Below are 22,486 nucleotides of genomic sequence, written 5' to 3'. Positions count from 1 at the left end.
GGGCGGGTCACTAGGCTGCTGGGCGTGAGTTCCTCCGTCGATGACGTCTTCGCGGCGCACGGTGTCCACGTGCGACCGCTCCATCAGGTGATTTCCCTGCTCCGGACGGATTGGCGTGATCTCGGCGAACTGGTCCGGCTCAGCACCGCGCCACGCCGGAGTGTCGAAGACGTCCTGAACGCGCTCGGCGACGACCTCGAGCGGAACGAGTCCCGCGTCCGGCTCGCCCCCGCCACCCGGGAGAAGTACGCGCGCTTCGAGGCACGGGACCGGAAATCCGATCCCGGCCTGCTGAAGACCATCACCAGCTACGTCGAGAACGTACCGGCGCCGCTGGCCGCGCTCGACCACGTGCAGGCGACGCCCGAGACCGTGCTGAACCGGGCTCTGTGGCTGGACGAGCGCTACGACCTCGCGACGGCGAAGCTGCTGTTCCTGGGTGACCATGACCTCACGTCGCTGGCCGTGCGCGCGTTGCGGCCCGACGCGGACCTCACCGTCGTCGACCTCGACGATCGTGTCCTCGCCTACATCGACGAACTCAGCGAGCGGTCGATCCGCACCCTGCACACGGATCTGCGCGTCGGCCTGCCACCCTCGGTGACCGGGCGGATGGATCTCGTGTTCAGTGATCCGCCTTACACCCCCGAAGGAATGGGCTTGTTCGCGGCGCGCGGGGTCCAGGCGCTCAGCGAACCCTCGGAGGGGCGACTGCTGCTCGCCTACGGTTACAGCCCGCGCCACCCCGCGCTGGGCGCGCAGGTGCAGCGGGCACTCGCGACGCTCGGGCTGACCTTCGAAGCGATCCTGCCGGACTTCAACCGGTACTTCGGCGCGCAGGCTATCGGGAGCGCGGCGGACCTCTACGTCTGTCAGCCGACCGCGAAGTCGAAGAAGAACCGCGGTGGCAAGGGAAAGGCCGCGATCTACACCCACGGCCCGCAGTCGGTGGAATCCGCGGGCGCGGCCAAGCCGTCGCTGCTGGACAAGCTGCACGAAACCGCCACGGAGGGCGGGCTGGCGCTGGAGTCGCGGCCGGTCGACTGGTCCGTTTCCGGGCCGGAGGGCGACGCGGTCGCGATGGATCTTTCGGCCGACCCCGGCCCGTGGCTGCTGCGGACCCTGCTGGGCACCAACGCACGACGGCTGGCGCTGCTGCTCCCGAACTCGCATCCCGATCTGACGAACGCCGAAGCGCAGGGCGCGCTCAACCGGCTGGTCGAGGCGAAGTACAAGCTGCGGCTACTGCGGAGCACCCCGGACAACCGGCACGCCATCGTCGTCGCGGACGCCGTCGAGCACCCGGACGAACTCCTGACCCGCGCGCACGCGCGGCTGGCGAACGTGTCGCTGGACGTGCCGTCGGACCTCACGGACGCGCGGCTGATCGACCTGCCGCGGCACCGGCTGGCGGAACTGCTCGGCTGAGCGGTGCTTCCGGCCTGTCATCGGAACTTCATGCGCTCTTCCTAGGTTCGGTCCCATGAACGAACCGCGAATGCCGATCGCGCAGCCGTACGGGTACGCCTACCCGCCCGGGCTTCCGCCGCACCACCCCAAGACCAGCGGCCTGGCGATCGCCACCCTCGTACTGGGCCTTGCCGGTTGCCTGGCACTGCCGTTGCTGCCCGCGATCATCATCGGCATCATCGCGCTCTCCCAGACCGGACCGGGGAAGCGGCCGGGCCGGGGCCTGGCGATCGGCGGCCTCGCGGCCGCCGGCTTCTGGGTCGTCGGCTGGATCGCCCTGCTCGGGAACACCATGGGGAACCCGGACCGCTACACCGCGAGCCCGCCGAACGCTCCGGGCACGTCGAGCGCGAGTTGCGCGACCCCGCCGTCCGGCCACGCCAACATTTGCACCTTGAAGCCGGGAGATTGTTTGCAACAGCCCGTGGCCTCTGCCACGAGCGTCGAACTCACCGCGTGCGGGAGCCCGCACACCACCGAGGTGATCGGAGCCTTCACCGCGACGGACGGCCCCTGGCCCAGTGGCGGAGAACTGAAAGCGGAAGCCTTGGAGCACTGTCAGCGGATCCTGGCCAAGAACGTGGACAAGCCGCGACTCGACGCGGAAGGTGTCTACACCGATCTGGGCTACTTGAAGCCTGAGCGCGAGCCCTGGAAGCACGGTGTGCGCACCGTCTTCTGCACGCTCGTCTCGCCCGACTCACAGCTGACCGGTTCCGCGCTGGTCCCCGGTGCCGATCTGTCCATCCCGACTGGCTGAGACGCGCAACCCCCACACGCTATGAACGGTCCTTTCCTTGCAAATTTTGCAAGGAAAGGACCGTTCATAGCGCTTGAGCAAGCGTGAAAGGGACCGTCACACCACGCCGTCGGCCTCGGCGGCCTTCGCGACGGCCGCGGCCACCTCGGGCGCGACCCTCGGGTCCAGCGGGCTCGGGACGATCCGGTCCGGGCCGAGGTCGTCCTGCGCGACGGCGAAGATCGCTTCGGCCGCGGCCAGCTTCATGTTCTCCGTGATCGCCCGCGCGCCCGAGTCCAGCGCGCCGCGGAAGACACCGGGGAAGGCCAGCACGTTGTTGATCTGGTTCGGGTAGTCGCTGCGCCCGGTCGCCACGATCTTGGCGTACCGCGACGCCACGGCCGGGTGAACCTCCGGGTCGGGGTTCGACAGCGCGAACACGATCGCGTCGTCGGCCATCCCGGCCAGCAGGCTTTCGTCGATGGTCGCCCCGGACAGGCCAAGGAAGACGTCGGCACCCTTCAGCGCCTCGCCGAGGCCGCCGCGCAGACCGGCCGTGTTGGTGGTCTCGGCGAGCTTCTGCTTGATCGGGTTCAGGCCCTCGCGACCTTCGTGGATGATGCCTCGCGAGTCGAGCACGGTGACGTCCGCGACGCCGGCGTTCTGCAGGATCCTGGCGCAGGCCACCCCCGCCGCGCCCGCTCCCGAGACGACCACGCGCTGGCCGGAGATGTCCTTGCCGAGCACCTGGTTCGCCCCGCGCAGCGCGGCCAGCGTGACGATCGCCGTGCCGTGCTGGTCGTCGTGCATGACCGGGCAGTCGAGGGCCTCCTTGAGGCGGTCCTCCAGTTCGAAGCAGCGCGGCGCCGAGATGTCCTCCAGGTTCACCGCGCCGAACGACGGGCGCAGCCGGACCAGGGTCTCGATGATCTCGTCGACGTCGGTGGTGTCGAGCACCAGCGGGATCGAGTCGAGTCCGCCGAAGGTCTTGAACAGGACAGACTTGCCCTCCATGACCGGCAGCGAAGCGCTCGCGCCGATGTCGCCGAGGCCGAGCACCGCCGTACCGTCGCTGACCACCACGACGAGCCTGTCCGCCCACGTGTACCGCTTCGCCTTGGCCGCGTCCTCGGCGATCGCACGGCTCACCTTCGCCACCCCAGGCGTGTACGCGACCGCGAGGTCACGGGGCGAGGAGATCGGGCGCGTCGCGGCCACGGAGAGCTTGCCGCCCTCGTGGCCCTCGAAGATCTCGGTGTCCGTCACTGGCGTGGTCATCGTGCTTCCCGTCATTGCTTCCGCCGTGTCTATGGACGGCGAAGTCTCGATTCGAGCGTAAGTCACTGGATTCTCCTGGGACTGCGAGCGGGGGAACTGGTGAATGGGCAGGCCGAAAAGGGCATGGCCCGGCCATCCGGGGTAACTCGTCCTCCGACACGGCAGCCCAGCGCGGTAGCGCCGGCCTGTCGGCGAAGCGTCCAATCGGCCATCGGTGCCGTGGGTGTGGCGACGGCCGCGGACGCAGCGGTCGGATCATTGTGACAGGCGTGCGGACCAGTGTGCCCCTCTGGTGCGGTTCATGTCACAAACCGGTCCGGCTTTCCGCAGCTCACGAGAGGTATAGCAAGACGTCCGTCCGGCTTGAGAACGGCTGGTTAGCATTGAGGTATGCAAGCCAGGCGCCTCGGCATCTCCGACTGTTTCGAGTTCACCCCTCGCGTTTTCCCCGATCACCGCGGCCAGTTCGTGGCGCCGTTCCAGGAAGAGGTGTTCGTCGAAACGGTCGGACACCGGCTTCGCCTGGCGCAGACCAACACCAGCGTTTCCCGGCGCGGCGCCATCCGCGGACTGCACTTCGCGGACACCCCGCCCGGGCAGGCGAAGTACATCTACTGCCCGAGCGGTTCACTGCTCGATGTCATCGTCGACCTCCGCGTCGGCTCGCCCACGTTCGGCGAATGGGCGTCCGTAGTGCTCGACAGCGTCGAGTACAAATCGGTCTACGTCGCCGAAGGCCTCGGCCACGCCTTCATGGCGCTCGAAGACAACACGGTCATGACCTACCTCTGCTCCGAGCCGTACAACCCGGCCGGTGAGCACGGCATCAACCCGATGGACAGCGATCTCGCGCTGCCATGGCCACAGGAGATCGAACCTGTGGTGTCTGAAAAGGACGCCGCCGCGCCCCATCTGAAAGAGGCCTTGGAGCAGGGATGGCTGCCGCGATACGACGATTGCGTGGCGCACTACGAGAAGTTGCGGGCCGCGAACTGAGCTAGCGCGCCAAGTCCTCCCGCAGCACCCGTTCCACGTTCCGCTCGGCCAGCGCGGTGATCGTGACGAACGGATTCACCCCGGTACTGCCCGGGATCAGCGATCCGTCGGTCACGTAGAGGTTCCGATAGCCCTTCACCCGGCCGTACAGGTCGGTGGCCTTACCCAGCACCAAACCACCCAACGGGTGATAGGTGAACCGGTTCTCGAACGACCGCGTATCCCCGAACAGGTCACTCCGGTAGATCGTGCGATTCGCGCGGTTGACCTTGTCGAACAACGACTTCGCCGCGTCGATCGACGGCTGCCCCTGCGCCGCGTTCCAGCGCAACCGCGCGGAGTCGGTGGCGGCGTCGTAGGTGAAGTGGCCGCGCTCGGGATTCTTCGTGATCGCCAGGTACAGGCTCAGCCAGGTCTCGATTCCGGCGGGCACCGGCGCGACCTCGGCGAAGACCGGGTTCACCGGGTCGTCCCACGCGTCGATGCCGAGCGCGGGCATCCCCGACTGCAGCGATCCGCCGAGATCCCACGCGTGGTTGGCGCGACCCAGCATCACGTTGCCGTTGGTGCCCCAGCCGCGGCCGACCTCGTCGTTCAGCTCGGGCAGCGTCCCGGTTTCCCGCGCCCGCACGAGCAGTTCCGTCGAACCGAGGCTGCCGGCACCGAGGAACAGGTACTTCGCGCCGAGTTGTTTCCTCGCCACGACCACGCCGTCCTCCGTGGTCTCGTGCACGGCGAGGACGTAGGTGCCGTCAGTCTGACGGGTGATCCCGCGGACCTGGTGCAGCGTCTTGATGGTCACGTTCCCGGTGCCCAGCGCGGCCGCGAGGTAGGTCTTGTCGAGAGACCGTTTGCCGTGGTTGTTGCCGTAGATGACCTCCGACGCGAGCGCCGACCGCGGCACCGTGCCGTCTTCTTCCCGCTTCATGTACTCGAAGTCGTAGACGCTGGGCACGAACACCGTTTTGAGTCCCGCTCGCGCCGCCGCCTTCCGGGAAACCCTTGCGTAGCGGTAAGAACGGCAGGTCTCGAACCACCGCTGATCGATGTGGTTCACGCCGAGGGCCTGGTTGGCCCGCGGAAAGTACGTCCCGTACATCTCGTCGGCGTCGACGGCGGGCAGGATCTCCTCGAAGTACGACCGCTTCGGGGTCACGGCCATCGCGCCGTTGACCAGCGAACCGCCGCCGACCCCTCGTCCGACGTAGACGGACATGTCGCCGTGGTTCACCCTGTCGAGGACTCCGGGATACCGCTTGATGTCGCGGTTGGCCACATCCAGCCACAGGAAGGAGGCGAGCGGGGCCTGCGTGCGGTCCTTGAACCACATGGCCCGCCGGTCCGGCCGGAGCATGTCGCAGAAGACCTTGCCGTCCGGCCCCGGGTCGGCCCACAACTTGCCCATTTCGAGCATGACCGTGGGAATCCCGGCTTCGCCGAGCCGAAGCGCCGTGACCGCGGCGCCGTAACCGGTGCCGATGACCACGGCCGTCGAGAAGCCCGGAGACGATTCTTGGGCCCGCGCGGTGGAAATCGTGGTGAGCCCGAGAGCCGCGGCGGAGTTGAGCGCGGTGAACCCGAGGAACTTGCGGCGTGACAGTGGGGACATGGGCCGATGATCGCCCGCCGTTCGACGCACCTTCAAGGTCGAATCCGAAGCAGATTCGCGTCAGCTGGGTAAACACCGTTTATTTTCACTCGAACGTGGCGATCCAAGGGCAATGCCACGTCGTACAAGTTGACCTTGAGCGGCTGCCGGTCTGCTCGATCAAGCCGGACCGGTCACCGGCAGCAGACCCGGGCGCGACTGTCCACACGGGACACCAGTCCGAATCTGGGCGCCCGATTTGGGTGCTTTGCGCAGCAGCGGGAGGGGGTCGTGAGTGGCAATGAGCGTTAGAACCAAGGGTGTCTTAGGTACCTACGTGGTTGAGGCTGAGGTTGATGCCAGGTCCCGGTCCGTGAAGGCCCCCTTCCCTCGGCTCAGCCGAGGAAACTCGACCTTCACACCTCCCCCCGGTACCCAAATGACTCCAGCCAGGCGCTCACGTGAGTTTTCGCGGTTCGTGGTGATGTCGTGAAGGGCCCCTTTGAGACGTTGAAGGTCTCAAAGGGGCCCTTCACGCGCAGAACCCGAGTACATGAAGGACCCCATCCTTGCGCCTAGGTACAGGAAGGGGTCCTTCATGTACTTCAACCCGGCATCACGTCATCACGCAAGAAGCGCCACAGGTCACGCAGTAGGTACCCAAGGGGAAGCTCGTTAGAACGACCTTTGCCACTCACGACCCCTTGACAGAAACGCCCATTTCGCCATCAATCGGACATCCAGTCACCGAAATGCGTCCACGGTGGACACCAGGAGCGTGCCGGCTCCCGTCGGCCAGGGCAACCGAGCGCTTGCGGAAACCGTCACCACTTATGGCCAGAACCCCGCCCAAGATCAACTTAAGCGACATGGCGATCCCAGGGGTCCCCTGGGGGCCTTCCCCGATGTGACCCAGGCCGCCGCGGGCCACTCTTTCGAGTCATGAGACGTCTTCTCGCCGCGACCGCGGCCGCACTGTCCGCAGCCGCCCTCCTCGCCCTTCCCGGCCACGCCGCCGCGACACCGTCGCCCGTGCCCGACTTCGACTTCTCCGCATGCCCGGCACCGCCCGCCAACGCCGACCCCGGGACCTGGCGCTGTGAAGCCTTTGTCTCCCAAGGAGTCCTGACCATCGGCGACCGGGAGATCCCGCTCGGGGAGATGCGCCTGACGTTCTCCGAAGGCGAGATCGACGGGAAATTCGCGCAGGTCTTCGGCGAACTGCGGCACGCGCCCGCCCGGATCCGCGGCACTTTCGGCGCGAGCATGCAGCTGAAGTACGGCGGCTACTCGGACTTCCAGTCGAACGACGAACGCCGCGGCGAGCTGGACCTCTACGCCGCCCTGCGACATCCCTTGCTGCCCAAGGAATGCACGATCGGCACCCTCGAAGCGCCGCTCCACTCGGTGGTCAAGGACGATCCCGCGGTGCCCTTCGAGGTGATCTCACAGAACCCGAAGACGGTGAAGTTCGGCGTCGTCGACACTCAGCTCGCCCTGCCGGCCACGACCGGCTGCGGCAGGCTGGCGCCGGTCGCGGACCAGCTGCTCGGCCTGCCGTCGCCGAGCGGGAAGAACACCTTCAAGCAGACGACCTACGTCCAGTTCAAGCCCCTCTGACCACCCGCGTTCAGTCCTCTGAATGCGGCAGTTGCACGCGCAAGGACCGCATCCAGAGGACCAAATGCGAAGGTGCTCACTTCTTCTTGGTCACCCAGATGGTGATGGTCGCGGTCACGACGGGCTTCCCGTTCGTGTCCGTGATCGTCACCGGCACGGGGAGCTCGAAGCCCTCGTCGCCGAATTCCGGCAACTCCGGCAGTTCGGCGACCGCGCGCAGACCCGTCTCGGCCTTCGCCACGTACTCGACCGTCATTCCCTTCGGCAGCCAGCGATGCGTCGCCGGGACGGTCGCCTCGGCGAGCATGCCCATGGCGATCTCGGCCAGGTTGCATGCCGCGATCGCGTGAAAAGTCTTGATGTGGTTGTAAACACCCCACCACTTCGGGGAGGTCACCTCGCACCGGCCGGGACGCAGGTCGCGCACCGTCGGGAGCACCGTCCGGAAGTACGGCACACGCAGGCACATCGCCGCCGAGAACAGCTGTTTGCCGACCGGCTTGCCCGCCAGCCGGTTCCACATCGCGTAGGTCGGATTCTGCGCCATCACGGTCTCCTCATCATGTTACTCACCAGTAGCATAACCGGACCGCAGGCTATATTCGCAACGTGGCACATCGGCTCTTCCTCCTCCGGCATGGTCAGACCGAGTGGTCCGTCAACGGACGGCACACCGGACGCACCGACATCCCGCTCACGGCCGCCGGCGAGGGGCAGGCCCGCGCGGCGGGCGGCACCCTGCGCGCGGTGCTCGGCGGCTCTCCCGCCCTCGTCCTTTCCAGCCCCCGCACCCGCGCGCTGCGGACGGCGGAGCTGGCCGGGCTGCGCGTCGACGAGGTCACCGAAGAGCTGGCCGAATGGGACTACGGCGACTACGAGGGCGTCACCACACCGGTGATCCGCGAGACCGTTCCCGGCTGGACGGTCTGGTCGCATCCGATCCCCGGCGGCGAAAGCGCGGAGGACGTCAACGCCCGCGCGGACAAGCTGATCGACCGCGTCCACGAACCGCTCGGCAGGGGTGACGTGATCCTCGTCGGCCACGGACACTTCAGCCGCGTCCTGGTCGCGCGCTGGGTCGGCCTGCCGTCGACCGCGGGCGTCCACTTCGGACTCGACCCGGCCGGCGTCGAGGTGCTCGGCGACGAACGCGGCGAGCCGCAGATCGAACACCTCAACCTGCTCCCCACGACGGAGGACTAGTGGACGACCGCATCCGGCGCATCCGCGAAGAAGACGTGGACGCCGTCGTCCAGCTCGTCTACGACCTCGCCGAGTTCGAACGCGCCCCGGACGAATGCCACCTCACGTCCGAGCAGCTGCGCACCGCGCTGTTCGGCGAGGCTCCCGGGCTGTTCGGCCACGTCGCCGAGGTCGACGGCGAAATCGTCGGCTACGCGCTCTGGTTCCTCAACTTCTCCACCTGGCGCGGCGTGCACGGCATCTACCTGGAGGACCTCTACGTCCGCCCCGAGCAGCGCGGCTCCGGCCTCGGCAAGGCGCTACTGGCCACCCTCGCGGCGGTCTGCGTCGAGCGCGGCTACGCCCGCCTCGAATGGTCGGTACTCAACTGGAACCCGGCGCAAGGCTTCTACAAGTCCCTCGGCGCGGTGCCGATGGACGAATGGACCGTCGACCGCCTCACCGACGAGCCGTTGAAGGCGCTCGCCGCCCAGGTCTAGCGAGCGCGAAGGCGTAACTCACGTGATCAGACACGTAACTCACGTGACTGGACGCCGCACTCGAAGATTCAGAGGTCCCGCTCTTCGCGTTCGCGACGCGCCGCACGACCCGCGGCGCCGTCGCGCTCGGCGGCTTCCTCCTCGCTCTCGCCGTCCTGCATCCCGAGCGCCCACGCGCGCGAAGGGCGGCGGAACAGCAGCACGATGACGGCGACGCCGATCAGCCCGAGCGGCACTCCCCACAGCGGCTGCCCGGACGGGCCCGCGCCGTACCAGCCGACCCCCACCAGGATCAGCGCGACGACCACACCGGGCGAGCGAGCCCACGTCTTCCCCATCGCCAGGCCGGCCGCGCAGGCCAGCGTTCCGGCGGCGAGGACGAGGTAGTAGGCGACCTCGGCCAGCAGGTTCTCCGGTCCGGCCTGGCCGTTGACCAGGAGCAGGATCGCGAACACGATCAGGGCGAGCCCCGGCGGCGCGGTGACGGCCCCGGCGAGGCGGACTTCACGGGGCGCGGGCGAGAGCTTGTCTGCGATGGACACGGCGAAACAGCCTTCCAGGCTTCCGGTCACGGCGCTCCACCAGGGCGGGTCACCGTACGTGAGCGCTTTCGATCGTATGCCACCCGGTCGGCCGGTTTCCCCGGACCGCCGTATGGGAAGAATTGGAGGCGTCGTCGATGAGCGGGCGGTCGGCCCGGGTGCACTTGTCACGACACGCTGTCATTCAGCGACAGTGAGGAGGGACGCCCGCCACAGGGGTCATAAGGTGCTGCTCCGAGGACGCACGTGCCATTGAGCTTCGCGTCACCTGACGCTCCCCTCTTCGGGCCGAAGAGGCTTACCCTGCGGTATGTGCGTGCCATCCTCGTCGTGAATCCCCAGGCCACCTCGACCACCGCCGGTGGCCGTGACGTGCTGGCGCACGCACTGGCCAGCCAGGTCAAACTCGACGTGGTGGAGACCGACTACCGCGGCCACGCGATGGCCGTGGCCCGGTCCGCCGCCCGCGACGGGATCGACCTGGTGGTCGCCCACGGCGGCGACGGCACGGTCAACGAGGTCGTCAACGGCCTGCTCGCGGACGCCGACGGCGATCCGGCGAAGATCGGCGACGTCCCCATGCTCGGTGTCGTGCCGGGCGGCTCGGCGAACGTCTTCGCCCGCGCGCTGGGGATCGCGCACGATCCCGTGGAAGCGACCCATCAGCTTCTCAACGCCATCGAGAACGACCGGAGCCGCAAAGTCGGCCTCGGGATCGCCGACGGCCATTGGTTCACCTTCAACGCCGGCCTCGGCTGGGCCGCCGACGTCGTCGGCCGGGTGGCCAAGCGACGGGGCAAGCAGACCACCGCGGGGCTCTATCTGAGGGCCGCCGTGGTGTCGCATCTGCGGCCTCCGCTCGGCCGTCCGCCCCTCACGGTCCGGATCCCGGGTGAAGAGCCCACCGAAGTGCTGACCGCTTTCGTGTCGAACACCGATCCGTGGAGTTACCTGGGGGACCGTCCCGTCCACCTCAACCCGGGCAGCTCGTTCGACACCGGACTGGGCCTTTTCGCGTTGAACGGTCTGGGATTGCCCACCGTGTTCAAGCATGTACGGCAGGCATTGCTCACGAAGAGCAACCAACGCGGACGACGTCTCCTTCGTCACGATGACCTGCCGATGATCCGCATAGACGCTGCTGAACCGGTAAACTTCCAGGTGGACGGCGACCTCGTCGGCCAGCGGAAGAGGGTGGAGTTCTTCAGCGTCCCGGGAGCACTGACGGTAATCGTCTGACGACCGGACCGCTGATCGCCTGCGGCAAAGTACGACCTGCCGCTCATCGACGCAGAACCTCCGCTCACCGCATCGGCCTTCCCTTCGGGAGGCTGTTTCGGAACGAAACCGCAGGTCAGAAGCGTCGCTCGGCCGGGTGAGCTGACTCACCGATCTTCAGAAAACCCTTGTCGAAACGGGTGCTTCGTGAAAGCATTCACAAGCACCCAAAAAAACGACCGCCATGACGACTATGGCGCGGTGTACCGCGCCGTTATGAAGGAGCTCAGAAACATGGACTGGCGCCATGACGCGGCCTGCCGAGACGAGGACCCCGAGCTGTTCTTCCCGGTGGGAACCAGCGGTCCTGCTCTGTCGCAGGTAACTCAGGCGAAATCCGTGTGCCACCGCTGCACCGTCGCTTCCGACTGCTTGGCCTGGGCTTTGGCCAGCGGGCAGGACGCAGGCGTCTGGGGCGGGATGAGCGAGGACGAGCGACGGGCCCTGAAGCGCCGTCGTACGCACATCGGCACGCGTACCTCCGCCTGAGTCTTTCGGACTCAGCACGCTTCATCGTATAACTCACAACTGAGCAAGACCCCAAGCTTCGGGAAACTCCCGCGGCGTAGTGGCTGTATGGCCGCGCGTCGTGAGGTGACACGTACCCGACTTGAGCTTAACAAGCGAGGCCGACACACCCCCACGGGGGTATGGCTTCACCGGACTTTCCCAAGTCCTCCCGCGGAACCGTTACAGGGCCGGCGCCAACTTTCTCTTCGGGCGCCGGCCCTAAAACGTGTCCGGGTAAGACTGTCCACAAGGGACGATCAAAAGGGACAGTCCACTCCGGACGCCGTGGCGGCGTGGCTCACAGCCGTCGCGACAACGGGATCCGCAACGCCGCTTCGGTTCCCGCACGGCGGCCGACGGTCTCCTCGGATTCCCCGCGCAGTCCGCGGATCGACAGCGAGCCGCGCAGTTCCGACTCCACCAGGGTCCGCACGATCTGCAACCCGAGGCCGTCGCTGCGTTCCAGCGAGAAACCCGACGGCAGTCCGCGCCCGTTGTCGCGGATGACGACGTCGAGCCAGCGGGCCGAGCGTTCCACCTCGAGTTCGACCTTGCCCGGCCGTCCGCCGGGGAACGCGTGCTCGATGGCGTTCTGGACCAGTTCGGCCAGCACCATCACCAACGGCGTCGCGATCTCGGCGACGACGACGCCGAACGAGCCCTTGCGCGAAAGCCCGACCTGCGATTCGGCCGTCGCGACCTCACCGACCATCGGGAGGACGTTGTCGAGCAGTTTGTCGAGATCGACCCGTTCGTCCACCGAGATGGACAGCGCCTCGTGCACCATCGCGATCGAGGAGACCCGGCGCACGGATTCGCCGAGCGCGAGCCGCGCCTCCTCGCTGGAGGTCCGGCGCGACTGGAGCCGCAGCAGCGCGGCGACGGTCTGGAGGTTGTTCTTCACCCGGTGGTGGATCTCACGGATGGTCGCGTCCTTCGACAGGAGGGCGCGGTCACGGCGCTTCACTTCGGTGACGTCGCGCACCAGCACCAGCGCGCCCGCGGCCTGCCCGGCGGGACGCAGCGGCAGCGCACGGAACAGCACGACGGCGCCACGGCGGGAATCCGCCTCCGTGCGGCTGCTGGGCTTGCCGTCGAGCGCCTCGATGATCCGGTGTGAAACCTCGGTCGCGTCGAACGGGTCACGGATGAGCGACCGGGTCAGCGGCGCGAGGCGCTGCCCGACGAGGTCGGATTCGTGCCCCATCCGGTGGTAGGCCGACAACCCGTTCGGGCTGGCGAAGACCACGGTGCCGGTCGGATCGAGGCGGATCAGGCCGTCGCCGACACGCGGGCTGGTGTGCGTGTCCGTCTGGTTCCCCGGGCTGGGGAAGGTGCCGTCGACGATCATCTGGCACAGGTCGCCCGCGCTGCCGAGGTAGGCGATTTCGAGCGGGCTCGGCACCCGCGAGGCCGCCAGGTTGGTCTCGCGGCTGAGGACGGCGATCACCGTGCCCGCGAACACCACCGGGATGGCCTCGCGGCGCATCGGCAGGTCGCGATACCAGTGTGGATCCTCTTCGCGGCAGATCCGCACCTCGCGGCTCGCCTTCGCCAGCTGCGGATGCTCGTCGACGGTGAACCGGGAGCCGACGACGTCCTCCGGATGGGCGGTCGGCGCCGTCGTCGGGCGCGCGTGCGCGACGCAGACGTAGTCGCCGCCGTCGGGCTGCAACTCCTCCGAGACGGCGACCCAGAGCAGGAAGTCGGCGAAGGACAGGTCGGCCAGCAGCTGCCATTCGGCGACCACGGTCTGGAGATGATCCGCGGCCTCGCCGGACAGGCCGGTGTTCTCCGCGAGCAGATCGGAAAGGGTGGACACGTCCCCATCCAAGCAGGGTGAGGGCCGCATGACACACTGGAGAGGTTGACCCTGGCCCAGCGGTGTCGTATCACCCCGCGAGGGCCACTCGGACGAGGAGTGAAACATGTCGAAGCGCGCCCGCAAGCGTCGCGACCGTAAGAAGAACGGCGCGAACCACGGCAAGAAGCCCAACTCCTGATCATTCGATCAGACCACGAAGGCCCCCGCACCGATCCGGTACGGGGGCCTTCGTGTGAGCTGAGCCGCGTTTACACAGTGCTAGTCAAAGGTCTGCTCGATTTTGACCTCGGTGCGTTCGATGGTGATCGCGCCCTTGGTCTGCACGGTCTGGCGGATCGAGGCCCGCAGCCGGGACTTGAGGTCGTCCGGCGCGTGGTCGCCGCCACACTTACGGGCGAGCAGCTGCTTGATGTGCTCGTCGATGCCGTATTCCTCGAGGCACGGCGGGCAGTCCTCGATGTGCTTGCGCAGGGCGGCGTCGCGCTCCTCGCTGCACTCCCTGTCCAGCAGCAGGTAAATGTCGGCGAGGGCTTCCTCGCACTTGACCTTGTCGTCCGCGCCGCTGCAGTAGTCGTCGGTCATCGCCCCGCCACCTCCTGCTGTTTGCCCGCGCGGATGAAGCCCCGCTCGCGGGCGACGTCGGCGAGCAGGTCACGGAGCTGGGCGCGGCCGCGGTGCAGCCGGGACATCACGGTGCCGATGGGCGTGTCCATGATCTCGGCGATCTCCTTGTACGCGAAACCTTCGACATCGGCGAGGTAGACCGCGAGGCGGAACTCCTCCGGCAGCTTCTGCAGCGCTTCCTTGACGTCGGCGTCGGGCAGGTTGTCCATCGCCTCGACCTCGGCCGAGCGCAGCCCGCTGGAGGTGTGATTCTCCGCCTTGGCGATCTGCCAGTCGGTGATCTCCTCGGTGGGCTGCTGCACCGGCTGGCGCTGACGCTTGCGATAGCCGTTGATGTAGGTGTTCGTGAGGATGCGGTACATCCACGCCTTGAGGTTCGTACCCGCCTTGAAGGACGCGAAGGCCGCGTACGCCTTCAGGTACGTCTCCTGGACGAGGTCCTCGGCGTCGGCGGGATTCCGGGTCATCCGCATGGCGGCCGAGTACAGCTGGTCGAGCAGGGGCATCGCGTCCCGCTCGAAGCGCTCGGCCCGCGCGGCCGCCTCTTCGGCGTCCGTGCCCGTGTCCGGCGCGGGATTCTGCGTGCTCGGCAAACCGTTCCCTTCCCGATCGGCGTCGATGCGCTTGTGCGCATGAGACGTCGACGAGTTTACGCGCGGACGGATCACCTGGCCGCCCGGCGTGCGCGGGATCAGGATTCGGGGAGCTTCGAGTGTGGTGGACACGTGGCTTCCAACAGTGCGGCCCGGCCGGGCATTCCCGGCGCGCTCGTAGACTCCGCCCATGGCAGGCAAGGGAACCCCGGCGACGGCGCTGCTGGCGAAGCAGAAAGTGACACACACACTGCACGCCTACGACCACGACCCGCGGGCCGAGTCGTACGGCCTCGAAGCCGTCGAGGCGCTGGGGCTCGACCCCGCGCGCGTGTTCAAGACACTGGTCGCCGAGGTCGACGGGAAACTGACGGTCGGCGTGGTCCCGGTCACCGGCCAGCTGGATCTGAAGGCGCTGGCGGCCGCCGCGGGCGGCAAGAAGGCGAAGATGGCCGACCCCGCCGCCGCGCAGCGCGCGACGGGATACGTGCTCGGCGGGATCTCGCCGCTCGGGCACCGGAGCCGGCTGCCGGTGGTGATCGACGCCTCGGCGGAGAAGTTCGAGACCGTGCACTGCTCGGCCGGACGCCGCGGCCTGGAGGTCGAACTCGCGCCCGGTGACCTGGTGCGGCTTACGGGTGCCGTCGTCGCCCCGATCGCCGGCTGACCTCCCCGCATTTAGTCCTCTGAATGCGGTAGTTGCGTGTGCAAGGACCGCATTCAGAGGACTAAATGCGGGGATGGGGTTCACCCTCGCGAGGGAGGGGGGTCGGTCCGCAGCGGGAAGATCACGCGGCCGCGCTCGGGAATCGTCATCGGCAAGCGAACGACGATTGCTGGGAGCGACGAAATGACCGAGACCGTGTCCGGTGTACCGAGATGGGCGAACCTCGCCGCCCACGCCACGCTGCTGGCGACGTTGCCGTCCGGGCTGTGGCGGATCGCGATGGGCCTCGGCGTCCCGGTCGGGTTCACCGCGCAGGGGCTGGTCGAGTTCGGCATCCCCGGCTGGGGCACGGCCTACGTCTTCGGCCTGAGCCTGCTCGCCGAAGCGCTCGCGTTCCTCACCCTCGGGCTGGTCCGGCCGTGGGGCGAGGTGTGGCCGCGCTGGATCCCGGGGCTGCGTGGCCGCCGGATCCCGCCGCTCGCGGCGATCCTCCCGGCCGCCGCCGGTGCGATCGCCCTGATCGCGCTGAGCGTCCAGGCGCTGTTCGGCTGGGCGGAGGCCGGTTCTTCGATGCCGCCGGGCAGCTGGGAGGACTCGCCGGTCTACGGCATCGTCATGGCGGCCTGTTACGCGCCGCTCCTGCTCTGGGGCCCGTTGCTGGCCGCGGTCACCGTGCATTACGCCCGGCGACGGCTCTCAGGCGAGCGGCCGCAGCACACGCTCCAGCCACTCGGCGGCCGCGCGTGACACGCCTTCCAGGTCCGCGCTGAGGTTGTGGTCGCCCTGGAGCACCACGATCTCGTGATGCGGCCCCGCCTTGGGCAGGCCGAACGGGTCACGCTCGCCCTGCACCACGAGCGTCGGGACCTCGACGGCGTCCAACTCGCCCTGCCGGGACTTCTCCGGCTTTCCCGGCGGGTGTTCGGGGAAGGCAAGGCAGAGCACCGCCACCGCCTGTCCCGCCGCGGCGGTCCGGCAGGCGACGCGGGCCCCGGAGGACCGGCCGCCGAAGACGATCGGGAGATCGTCGAAGTGTGCGGAGATCTCGTCGGCCACGGTGAGCCAGGCGGTGTCGAGTTGTGTGGCGGGTGCGGGAGCACGGCGGCCCGCCACCCGGTACGGCTGTTCGACGAGCGCGACGTGGACACCGGCCGCCTGCGCCGCACGGGTGACCGCGACCAGGTCCTTCGCGCCGATCCCGCCGCCGGCGCCGTGGCCGAGCATCAGCACCGCGATGCCCTCCTCGGCACAGTGCAGCTCGGCCCGCGCGGGGCCGTAGGCGGTGTCGATCTCCAGTTTCGTCATGACTTCGGCACGTCGAAGAGCGCGCTTTCGGCGGCTGGTTCGACGCGGTCCAGCAGCTGCGGGCCGTTGTTGCGGACGTTGTTGACCAGGCTGGACACCGGCCGCAGCTCGATCGTGTCGACCAGGTCCTCGGCGGGCGGGACGAGCAGGTCGGTGACGTCGGACCGGTCGGGGTCGAGCCAGGTGTCCCACTTCTCGCGCGGCATCAGCAGCGGCATGCGGTGGTGGATGTCGGTGAGCCTGCCGACCGAGTCCGTGGTGATCACGGAGAAGGTGATCAGCGGGTCGGCTTCCTTGTCGTCCTTCGGCCGCCAGGTCTCCCAGATTCCGGCGAACGCGAGCGAGCCGTCATCCGGTCCGGTCATGAAGAAGGGCTGCTTCTCCTTGCCGTCACGCCGCCACTCGTACCAGCCGTCGGCGGGGACGAGGCAACGCCGTGCGGAGACCGCCTTCTTGAACGACGGCTTCTCCTTGGCCGTCTCGGCACGCGTGTTGATCATCTTCGAGCCGACTCCGGGGTCCTTCGCCCAGAACGGGACCAGTCCCCAGCGCATCATCCGCAGCGACCGGACGGCGGGCTCGTCCTCGAGCACCGCGCCGTCGGCGTCCCGCGGATGCCGCTGCACCACGGTGGGGACGTCCTTGGTCGGCGCCACGTTGTGGTCGGTCCGGATCCGGCCCTCGGTCAGATCCACCGCGGCGAACTCGTCGATCAGCGCCGCGGGATCCTTGGTGGCGGCATAGCGCCCGCACATGCGAAAACCTCCCTGATCGACCGTCATCGTTACACGCCGGCCGGATGATGGCGAGCAGCATGGGATCATTGTTCCGCGGTGTTCGAAGAGCAGGAGGCGGTTTGGCTGGCAAGGACTGGCGCAGGCTGGACGAAACCGATGTGCGGATCCGTCCCGGCAAGGGCACCAGGCCGCGCAGCAAACGCCGTCCCGAGCACGCCGACGCCTCCACGGCGATGGTCATCGGCAAGGACCGCGGGCGCTGGACCTGCGCGATCGACTCGGATCCGGAGCGCGTCGTCACCGCGATGCGGGCCCGCGAGATGGGCCGGGTCTCGGTCGTCGTCGGCGACACCGTCGGCATCGTCGGTGACGTGAGCGGCAAGCCGGACACGCTCGCCCGAATCATCCGGGTGGACGAACGTTCCAGTGTGCTGCGCCGGACGGCGGACGACACAGATCCCTTCGAACGGGTGGTCGTCGCCAACGCCGAGCAGTTGCTGATCGTCACCGCGCTGGCCGATCCCCCGCCGCGCACCGGGTTCATCGACCGCTGCCTCGTCGCCTGCTACGCGGGCGGCCTCGAACCTGTCCTGTGCCTCACGAAGGCCGACCTCGCGAGCCCGGACGAACTCCTCGCCGGCTACGCGGGCCTCGACATCCCGGCCGTGGTCACCCGGCACGACGAGCATCCGGAGGAACTGACCGGGCGGCTCAAGGACCGGGTCACCGCGCTGGTCGGGCATTCGGGTGTCGGGAAGTCCACTTTGGTCAACCGGCTGGTGCCGGACGCCGGACTGGCGACCGGCGTGGTCAGCGCGGTCGGCAAGGGCAGGCACACGTCCGTCGCGGCGGTCGCGCTCCCCCTTCCCGGCGGCGGCTGGGTGGTCGACACGCCGGGCATCCGCTCCTTCGGGCTCGCGCACGTGACCGCCGACGACATCGTGCTCGCCTTCGAGGAGTTCGCCGAGGCCGCCGAAGAGTGCCCTTCCGGCTGCGGCCACCTCGGGCCGCCTTCGGACCCGGACTGCGCGCTCGACGACGTGGTCACCGACGGTCACGCCAGCCCGGAGCGACTGGGCTCATTGCGCCGGCTTTTGGGGTCCCGAGCTGGGCATGACGACGATCGGTAACTAATTCCGGGCTGGAGCGATAACCCGTTCGGATTAGATCAACTTTTTCTGAGGGGTCCACTTGAAGCGCGTAATCACGCTCGCCGCCATCACCACGGCCGCCGTCCTGGCGCTGTCCGCCTGCGGTGGCGAGAAGCAGCCCGGCGCGGCTGCCCCTGCTCCTTCCGAAGCGAAGAGCATGCTTTCGTCACCGCTGGGCGACGCGGTCCAGCTGGCCGCTCTCACCAAGGAGAGCACGACGAAGGCCAAGTCGTCGAAGGTCTCCATGGAGGCCTCTTCCGGCGGCCAGACCATGACCGTGACCGGTCAGGGCCTGTACGACGGCGAGAACAGCAAGTTCTCGATGTCGATGGACAGCGACGGCAAGAAGATGGACATCCTGTTCGTCGACAAGGCGCTGTACTTCAAGCTCGACGCCGCCGACAAGGCGGAGATGAAGACCGACAAGGAGTACGTGAAGGTCTCGGCCGACGGCCAGGACCCGATGTCGCAGCTGCTCGGCAAGATGATGTCGAAGGCCGTCAAGGACAGCGACCCGTCCCGCACCCTGGAGCAGGTCGCGAAGGCCGGGAAGATCACGAAGTCGGACCAGGTCCAGCTGAACGGTGAGCTGACCAACCACTACGTCATCGACATCGAGGTCGAGAAGGCGATCGCGCTCGTCGTGGGCGAGGCCGGTGTGCCGCTCCCGCCCGAGGCGCAGAAGCAGATCGACGCGAAGCTCAAGGGCAAGAACGTCACCATCCCCACCGAGCTGTGGCTCAACGCCGACAACCTTCCGCTGCAGGTCACCATGGACCAGACCGCGTTCATGAAGGCGCTGGGAGCTCCCGGTGAGGGCTCGGCGAAGGCCACGATCAAGTACACCGACTGGGGTACGCCGATCACCGTCACCGCCCCGCCCGCCGACCAGGTCGGCGACCTGGCGGAGATCATGAAGAAGGCCGGCGGCCGGTAGTGCGTCGCACTTTCAAAGCGGCAGCGGTGGCCGCGGCCCTGACCCTCGTGGTCACGGGCTGCGGCACCCGCCCGGCCGTGACGGCCGAGAACAAGGGTGGAGAGCTCGCGCTGGCCACCCCGTTCGCCGACGCGCTCGGCCTCGTCGAGGCGGCGAAGCAAGGCACTCGGAAAGCGAAATCCTCCAAGACGACCGTCGACGGGATGATGGGGACTTCCAAGGTCACGGGCACCATGGTGGCGTTCTACGACGGCGCGGCCTCGAAGATCGAGGCGAACATGACCTTCGACGGTGAAACGGGCACGTTGCGTCTGGTGGACCAGACGCTGTTCGTCAAGTTCCCCGCGGCGGAGAAAGCTCGGCTCAAGACGGACAAGGTCTGGGGGAAGATTCCGCTGAACAGCGAGGATCCTCAGACGAAGGCCGCGGGGAAGGCCCTGCTGAAGTCGTTCGAGATGAGCGACCCGGCGAAGCAGCTGGAGTTGGTCGAAAAGACCGGCCGCATCGTCAGGTCGGAGCAGACCCAGCTGGACAACGTCCCGGTGAACCACTACTTCGTCGAGTTCGACGCCAAGAAGCAGATCGAACTGTTCCTCGGCGACGACCTCTCCGCCGATCAGCGGGCGGAGGTCGAGAAGCGGCTCGCGGGCAAGGATCTGCGGGTCCCGGCCGAACTCTGGCTCAACGCCGAGCAGGTTCCGCTGAAGATGACCACGGACATGACCTCGTTCCTGAGGTCGATCGGAGATTCACCGGCCGGTGAGGCCAAGTCGACGTACACCTACAGCGACTGGGGCACGCCGGTGGACATCGCGCCGCCGCCCGCCGCCGAGGTGGGCGACTACGCCGAGATCATGAAGAAGGCCGGCGGCTAGCCTCCTGTTCGCACCTGAAGGCCCGCTTCCCTCGGTTCAGCCGAGGAAGCGGGCCTTAGTCGCATAACTGCTGGTCGGCTCCGCCGCCAGAGCGGGACAAGGCGAACGTGTCACGGCGGACCCGACAGGAGCGGGCTCCCGCAAGGAGCCTCACCCGGCTCTTGACTGTCCACAAGGGACCCTTTACGAGACGAATGTGCCCGATTTGGGCGATTTGCACGGTTTCGCGAGAGGGTCGTGAGTGATTTTTGTTGTTCTAACCCTCATTGCCACTCACGACCCCCTGCAGAACCGCACATAGCGGCATCAATCGGACACAGTCGCCTGACCTGCAAGGTCTCGACTTGCCCCTTCCCTCGGTTCAGCCGAGGGAAGGGGCCTTCACGCGTACCCCGACATTCGGACGGTGGAAATTCACGCGACAGGCACTACGGTGGTGGTACAGACCATTCACCCGAGGGAGTCCTATGCGTGCCACCGGATTCGCCGTCGTCTGTACCGCTCTCCTGCTGCTGGGCGGCTGCTCCGGCGGAGAGGAACCGGCGGCGCCACCCGCGCGGGACGCGGCGCAGCTGGCTTCGGCCGCCGCCGCGGGCACCCAGAAGGCGCGTTCTTCCAAGGTCGCGCTCGAGACCACCGCGGAGGACGGCCGCAAGGTCGTCGTCACCAGTTCCGGGCTCTACGAGGGGCCGAACAGCAAGTTCTCCATGGTCGCCGAGGTCGCCGGTGAGAAACGGGACCTGATCTTCGCCGACGGCGTCCTCTACTACCACCTGTCGGACGCCCAGCTCCAGGAGAACAAGACCGGCAAGGAATGGGTCAAGATCACCGCCGACGGCAAGGACGCGCTCTCGGCGGCCAACGGCGCGCTGATGACGAAGGTCGTCGAGACGATGGATCCGACCCGCACGATCGACCGGATCGCGAAATCGGGCAAGGTCACCAAGTCCGGACCGGCCGACGTGAACGGCACGGCCGCCACGCACTACGTCCTCGATCTCGGCGGCGCCCCCGCCGAGGTGTGGCTGGACGCCGAGCAGCGGCCGGTGCAGGTCAGCGTCGACAAGGCCACGGTGAAGTACGAGAGCTGGGCTTCGGACGTGGTGATCATCGCGCCGCCGCCCGAGGCGGTCGGCGACAGCCGCTGAGCCGTTCCCCCGATCGGGGCGAGGTCCGCGGCTGTGTTTCGCTTGGGGTGCCCGCACTGTGAAAGCAGGTCCTCATGCGAAGAACGGCCCTGTCGACCGTCGTGCTCGTCCTCGGCGCGCTGCTCGGCGCGTGCGACGGCGAGACCGTCTCGTTCGCCGACGCCCGCGCGCTCGCCGACGGGGCCATGTCCGCCATGAACGGCAAGGCCGCGAAGTTCGCCACGGACGTCACAGCGGGCACGATGCGATCGAAGAGCCAGGGGCAGGCGCGGGTCGCGGGGACGGGCACCGCGCTGGCCATGACCACGGACTTCCTCGGCGAGGCGCTCGAACTCCGGCTGGTCGACAAGACCGTCTTCGCCAAGGTTCCCGAGGCCGCCCGTGAGGACGTTCCCGGCGGGAAGCCCTGGGTCAAGGTGTCCCCCGACGGCGCGGACCCGTTCTCGCAGGTCGCCGGCGGCAGCATCGACCAGCTGGCGAAGCAGAACGATCCGGCCCGCGCGCTCGACCAGGTGCGGCGGGCGGGCACGCTCACCGAATCGGGGCACGTCGAACTCGACGGCGTGGCCGCCGAGCGCTACCGGCTCGACGTCGACATGGCCGCGCTGGGCGGTGACCTGCCCGCCGGGTTGTCGGCGGAGGCCGTCGGCGAGCTGCAAGGCAAGCTCGGGAAGATCCCCATGGAGGTCTGGCTCGACGACGCAAACCAGCCGCTGCAGATCGTGCTCGACCTCGCCCCCGTCCTCGCCGCTTCCGGCGTCCCGGACAGCGCGATGGCCCGGATCGTCACGCGTTACCGCGAATGGGGCACGCAGGCCGACATCCAGGCGCCGCCGCCGGAGGAGATCGGGGAGATCCCGGCAGGCTGACCCTGTCACGTTCCCCGGCGCCGTCTCGTCCCTCTTGTGAAGGCGACAGGAG

25 protein-coding genes are annotated in these 22,486 nt (G+C 68.0%); 16 read left to right on the top strand and 9 right to left on the bottom strand.

Annotation, left to right across the window (positions count from 1 at the left end):
* Positions 1-24 precede the first annotated feature (24 nt).
* Complete coding sequence (locus tag DMH03_RS11480; protein ID WP_125791986.1) at positions 25-1,428, top strand: bis-aminopropyl spermidine synthase family protein; 1,404 nt, start codon at positions 25-27, stop codon at positions 1,426-1,428.
* A gap of 55 nt (positions 1,429-1,483) precedes the next feature.
* Entirely contained in the window at positions 1,484-2,230 is a 747-nt protein-coding gene (locus DMH03_RS11475) for a DUF4190 domain-containing protein (protein ID WP_125791985.1), read from the top strand.
* 96 nt (positions 2,231-2,326) lie between these two features.
* Here DMH03_RS11475 and DMH03_RS11470 read toward each other — a convergent pair whose 3' ends face one another.
* Positions 2,327-3,487 (bottom strand): NADP-dependent malic enzyme, encoded by a 1,161-nt coding sequence (locus tag DMH03_RS11470; protein WP_233611442.1) that lies wholly within the window; start codon positions 3,485-3,487, stop codon positions 2,327-2,329.
* A 390-nt stretch (positions 3,488-3,877) separates the two neighbouring features.
* On the opposite strand from DMH03_RS11470, the gene DMH03_RS11465 reads away from it, so the two are divergent.
* Positions 3,878-4,483, top strand: coding sequence for a dTDP-4-dehydrorhamnose 3,5-epimerase family protein (locus DMH03_RS11465; protein ID WP_125791983.1), 606 nt, complete (start codon positions 3,878-3,880; stop codon positions 4,481-4,483).
* Position 4,484: 1 nt separating this feature from the next.
* Here the strand turns inward: DMH03_RS11465 and DMH03_RS11460 are convergent, their stop codons facing one another.
* On the bottom strand, positions 4,485-6,092 hold the full coding sequence (locus DMH03_RS11460) for a GMC oxidoreductase (RefSeq protein WP_125791982.1): 1,608 nt from the start codon (positions 6,090-6,092) through the stop codon (positions 4,485-4,487).
* A gap of 921 nt (positions 6,093-7,013) precedes the next feature.
* Between DMH03_RS11460 and DMH03_RS11455 the strand changes: the two genes are divergently transcribed.
* Complete coding sequence (locus DMH03_RS11455) at positions 7,014-7,691, top strand: hypothetical protein (RefSeq protein ID WP_125791981.1); 678 nt, start codon at positions 7,014-7,016, stop codon at positions 7,689-7,691.
* A 76-nt stretch (positions 7,692-7,767) separates the two neighbouring features.
* On the opposite strand, the gene DMH03_RS11450 is transcribed toward DMH03_RS11455, so the two are convergent.
* Positions 7,768-8,238: a hotdog fold domain-containing protein gene (locus DMH03_RS11450; RefSeq protein ID WP_125788396.1), complete on the bottom strand. Its 471-nt coding sequence runs from the start codon at positions 8,236-8,238 to the stop codon at positions 7,768-7,770.
* A gap of 62 nt (positions 8,239-8,300) precedes the next feature.
* Here DMH03_RS11450 and DMH03_RS11445 point away from each other — a divergent pair, with 62 nt between their 5' ends.
* Complete coding sequence (locus DMH03_RS11445) at positions 8,301-8,894, top strand: acid phosphatase (protein ID WP_125791980.1); 594 nt, start codon at positions 8,301-8,303, stop codon at positions 8,892-8,894.
* Positions 8,894-9,373, top strand: a complete 480-nt coding sequence (locus DMH03_RS11440) for a GNAT family N-acetyltransferase (RefSeq protein ID WP_125791979.1) — start codon at positions 8,894-8,896, stop codon at positions 9,371-9,373. Before DMH03_RS11445 ends, DMH03_RS11440 begins: the two co-directional genes overlap by 1 nt.
* Positions 9,374-9,441: 68 nt before the next feature.
* On the opposite strand, the gene DMH03_RS11435 is transcribed toward DMH03_RS11440, so the two are convergent.
* Positions 9,442-9,945 carry a hypothetical protein gene (locus DMH03_RS11435; RefSeq protein WP_199748831.1) on the bottom strand — a complete coding sequence of 168 codons (504 nt, stop codon included), beginning with the start codon at positions 9,943-9,945 and terminating at the stop codon, positions 9,442-9,444.
* A gap of 282 nt (positions 9,946-10,227) precedes the next feature.
* On the opposite strand from DMH03_RS11435, the gene DMH03_RS11430 reads away from it, so the two are divergent.
* Together DMH03_RS11430 and DMH03_RS11425 are read left to right on the top strand one after the other, a co-directional pair.
* On the top strand, positions 10,228-11,154 hold the full coding sequence (locus tag DMH03_RS11430; RefSeq protein ID WP_125791978.1) for a diacylglycerol kinase family protein: 927 nt from the start codon (positions 10,228-10,230) through the stop codon (positions 11,152-11,154).
* Positions 11,155-11,427: 273 nt separating this feature from the next.
* Positions 11,428-11,682, top strand: a complete 255-nt coding sequence (locus DMH03_RS11425; protein ID WP_026466945.1) for a WhiB family transcriptional regulator — start codon at positions 11,428-11,430, stop codon at positions 11,680-11,682.
* Between the two features lie 319 nt (positions 11,683-12,001).
* On the opposite strand, the gene DMH03_RS11420 is transcribed toward DMH03_RS11425, so the two are convergent.
* Complete coding sequence (locus tag DMH03_RS11420) at positions 12,002-13,525, bottom strand: sensor histidine kinase (RefSeq protein ID WP_125791977.1); 1,524 nt, start codon at positions 13,523-13,525, stop codon at positions 12,002-12,004.
* Positions 13,526-13,631: 106 nt separating this feature from the next.
* Here DMH03_RS11420 and DMH03_RS43035 point away from each other — a divergent pair, with 106 nt between their 5' ends.
* Positions 13,632-13,706 (top strand): 50S ribosomal protein bL37, encoded by a 75-nt coding sequence (locus DMH03_RS43035; protein ID WP_369299112.1) that lies wholly within the window; start codon positions 13,632-13,634, stop codon positions 13,704-13,706.
* Between the two features lie 80 nt (positions 13,707-13,786).
* On the opposite strand, the gene rsrA is transcribed toward DMH03_RS43035, so the two are convergent.
* The gene (gene rsrA, locus DMH03_RS11415) at positions 13,787-14,110 is read right to left on the bottom strand and encodes a mycothiol system anti-sigma-R factor (RefSeq protein ID WP_125791976.1); all 324 of its coding nucleotides are present in this window, start codon (positions 14,108-14,110) and stop codon (positions 13,787-13,789) included.
* A complete protein-coding gene (locus DMH03_RS11410; RefSeq protein WP_125792889.1) occupies positions 14,107-14,745 on the bottom strand; it encodes a sigma-70 family RNA polymerase sigma factor in 639 nt (212 codons plus the stop codon). Before DMH03_RS11410 ends, rsrA begins: the two co-directional genes overlap by 4 nt.
* A gap of 190 nt (positions 14,746-14,935) precedes the next feature.
* On the opposite strand from DMH03_RS11410, the gene ybaK reads away from it, so the two are divergent.
* On the top strand, positions 14,936-15,412 hold the full coding sequence (gene ybaK / locus DMH03_RS11405) for a Cys-tRNA(Pro) deacylase (RefSeq protein ID WP_125791975.1): 477 nt from the start codon (positions 14,936-14,938) through the stop codon (positions 15,410-15,412).
* 183 nt (positions 15,413-15,595) lie between these two features.
* Positions 15,596-16,159 carry a hypothetical protein gene (locus DMH03_RS11400; RefSeq protein ID WP_125791974.1) on the top strand — a complete coding sequence of 188 codons (564 nt, stop codon included), beginning with the start codon at positions 15,596-15,598 and terminating at the stop codon, positions 16,157-16,159.
* Here DMH03_RS11400 and DMH03_RS11395 read toward each other — a convergent pair.
* Complete coding sequence (locus DMH03_RS11395; protein ID WP_125791973.1) at positions 16,109-16,717, bottom strand: alpha/beta family hydrolase; 609 nt, start codon at positions 16,715-16,717, stop codon at positions 16,109-16,111. The genes DMH03_RS11400 and DMH03_RS11395 overlap by 51 nt on opposite strands.
* Complete coding sequence (locus DMH03_RS11390; protein WP_125791972.1) at positions 16,714-17,472, bottom strand: SOS response-associated peptidase; 759 nt, start codon at positions 17,470-17,472, stop codon at positions 16,714-16,716. Before DMH03_RS11390 ends, DMH03_RS11395 begins: the two co-directional genes overlap by 4 nt.
* Positions 17,473-17,573: 101 nt before the next feature.
* Here DMH03_RS11390 and rsgA point away from each other — a divergent pair, with 101 nt between their 5' ends.
* The 5 genes from rsgA to DMH03_RS11365 all read left to right on the top strand — a co-directional run bounded on the left by rsgA (position 17,574) and on the right by DMH03_RS11365 (position 22,434).
* The gene (rsgA, locus tag DMH03_RS11385; protein WP_125788387.1) at positions 17,574-18,584 is read left to right on the top strand and encodes a ribosome small subunit-dependent GTPase A; all 1,011 of its coding nucleotides are present in this window, start codon (positions 17,574-17,576) and stop codon (positions 18,582-18,584) included.
* A gap of 61 nt (positions 18,585-18,645) precedes the next feature.
* Positions 18,646-19,542, top strand: a complete 897-nt coding sequence (locus DMH03_RS11380) for a hypothetical protein (protein WP_125791971.1) — start codon at positions 18,646-18,648, stop codon at positions 19,540-19,542.
* 26 nt (positions 19,543-19,568) lie between these two features.
* The gene (locus tag DMH03_RS11375; RefSeq protein WP_233611437.1) at positions 19,569-20,417 is read left to right on the top strand and encodes a hypothetical protein; all 849 of its coding nucleotides are present in this window, start codon (positions 19,569-19,571) and stop codon (positions 20,415-20,417) included.
* 467 nt (positions 20,418-20,884) lie between these two features.
* Positions 20,885-21,565 carry a hypothetical protein gene (locus tag DMH03_RS11370; RefSeq protein WP_125791969.1) on the top strand — a complete coding sequence of 227 codons (681 nt, stop codon included), beginning with the start codon at positions 20,885-20,887 and terminating at the stop codon, positions 21,563-21,565.
* Positions 21,566-21,639: 74 nt separating this feature from the next.
* Positions 21,640-22,434 carry a hypothetical protein gene (locus tag DMH03_RS11365; RefSeq protein ID WP_125791968.1) on the top strand — a complete coding sequence of 265 codons (795 nt, stop codon included), beginning with the start codon at positions 21,640-21,642 and terminating at the stop codon, positions 22,432-22,434.
* Positions 22,435-22,486 lie beyond the last annotated feature (52 nt).

The sequence above is a fragment of the Amycolatopsis sp. WAC 01376 genome, assembly GCF_003947415.1.
Classification (GTDB): domain Bacteria; phylum Actinomycetota; class Actinomycetes; order Mycobacteriales; family Pseudonocardiaceae; genus Amycolatopsis.
This window is presented reverse-complemented; position numbering and strand designations above follow the sequence as displayed.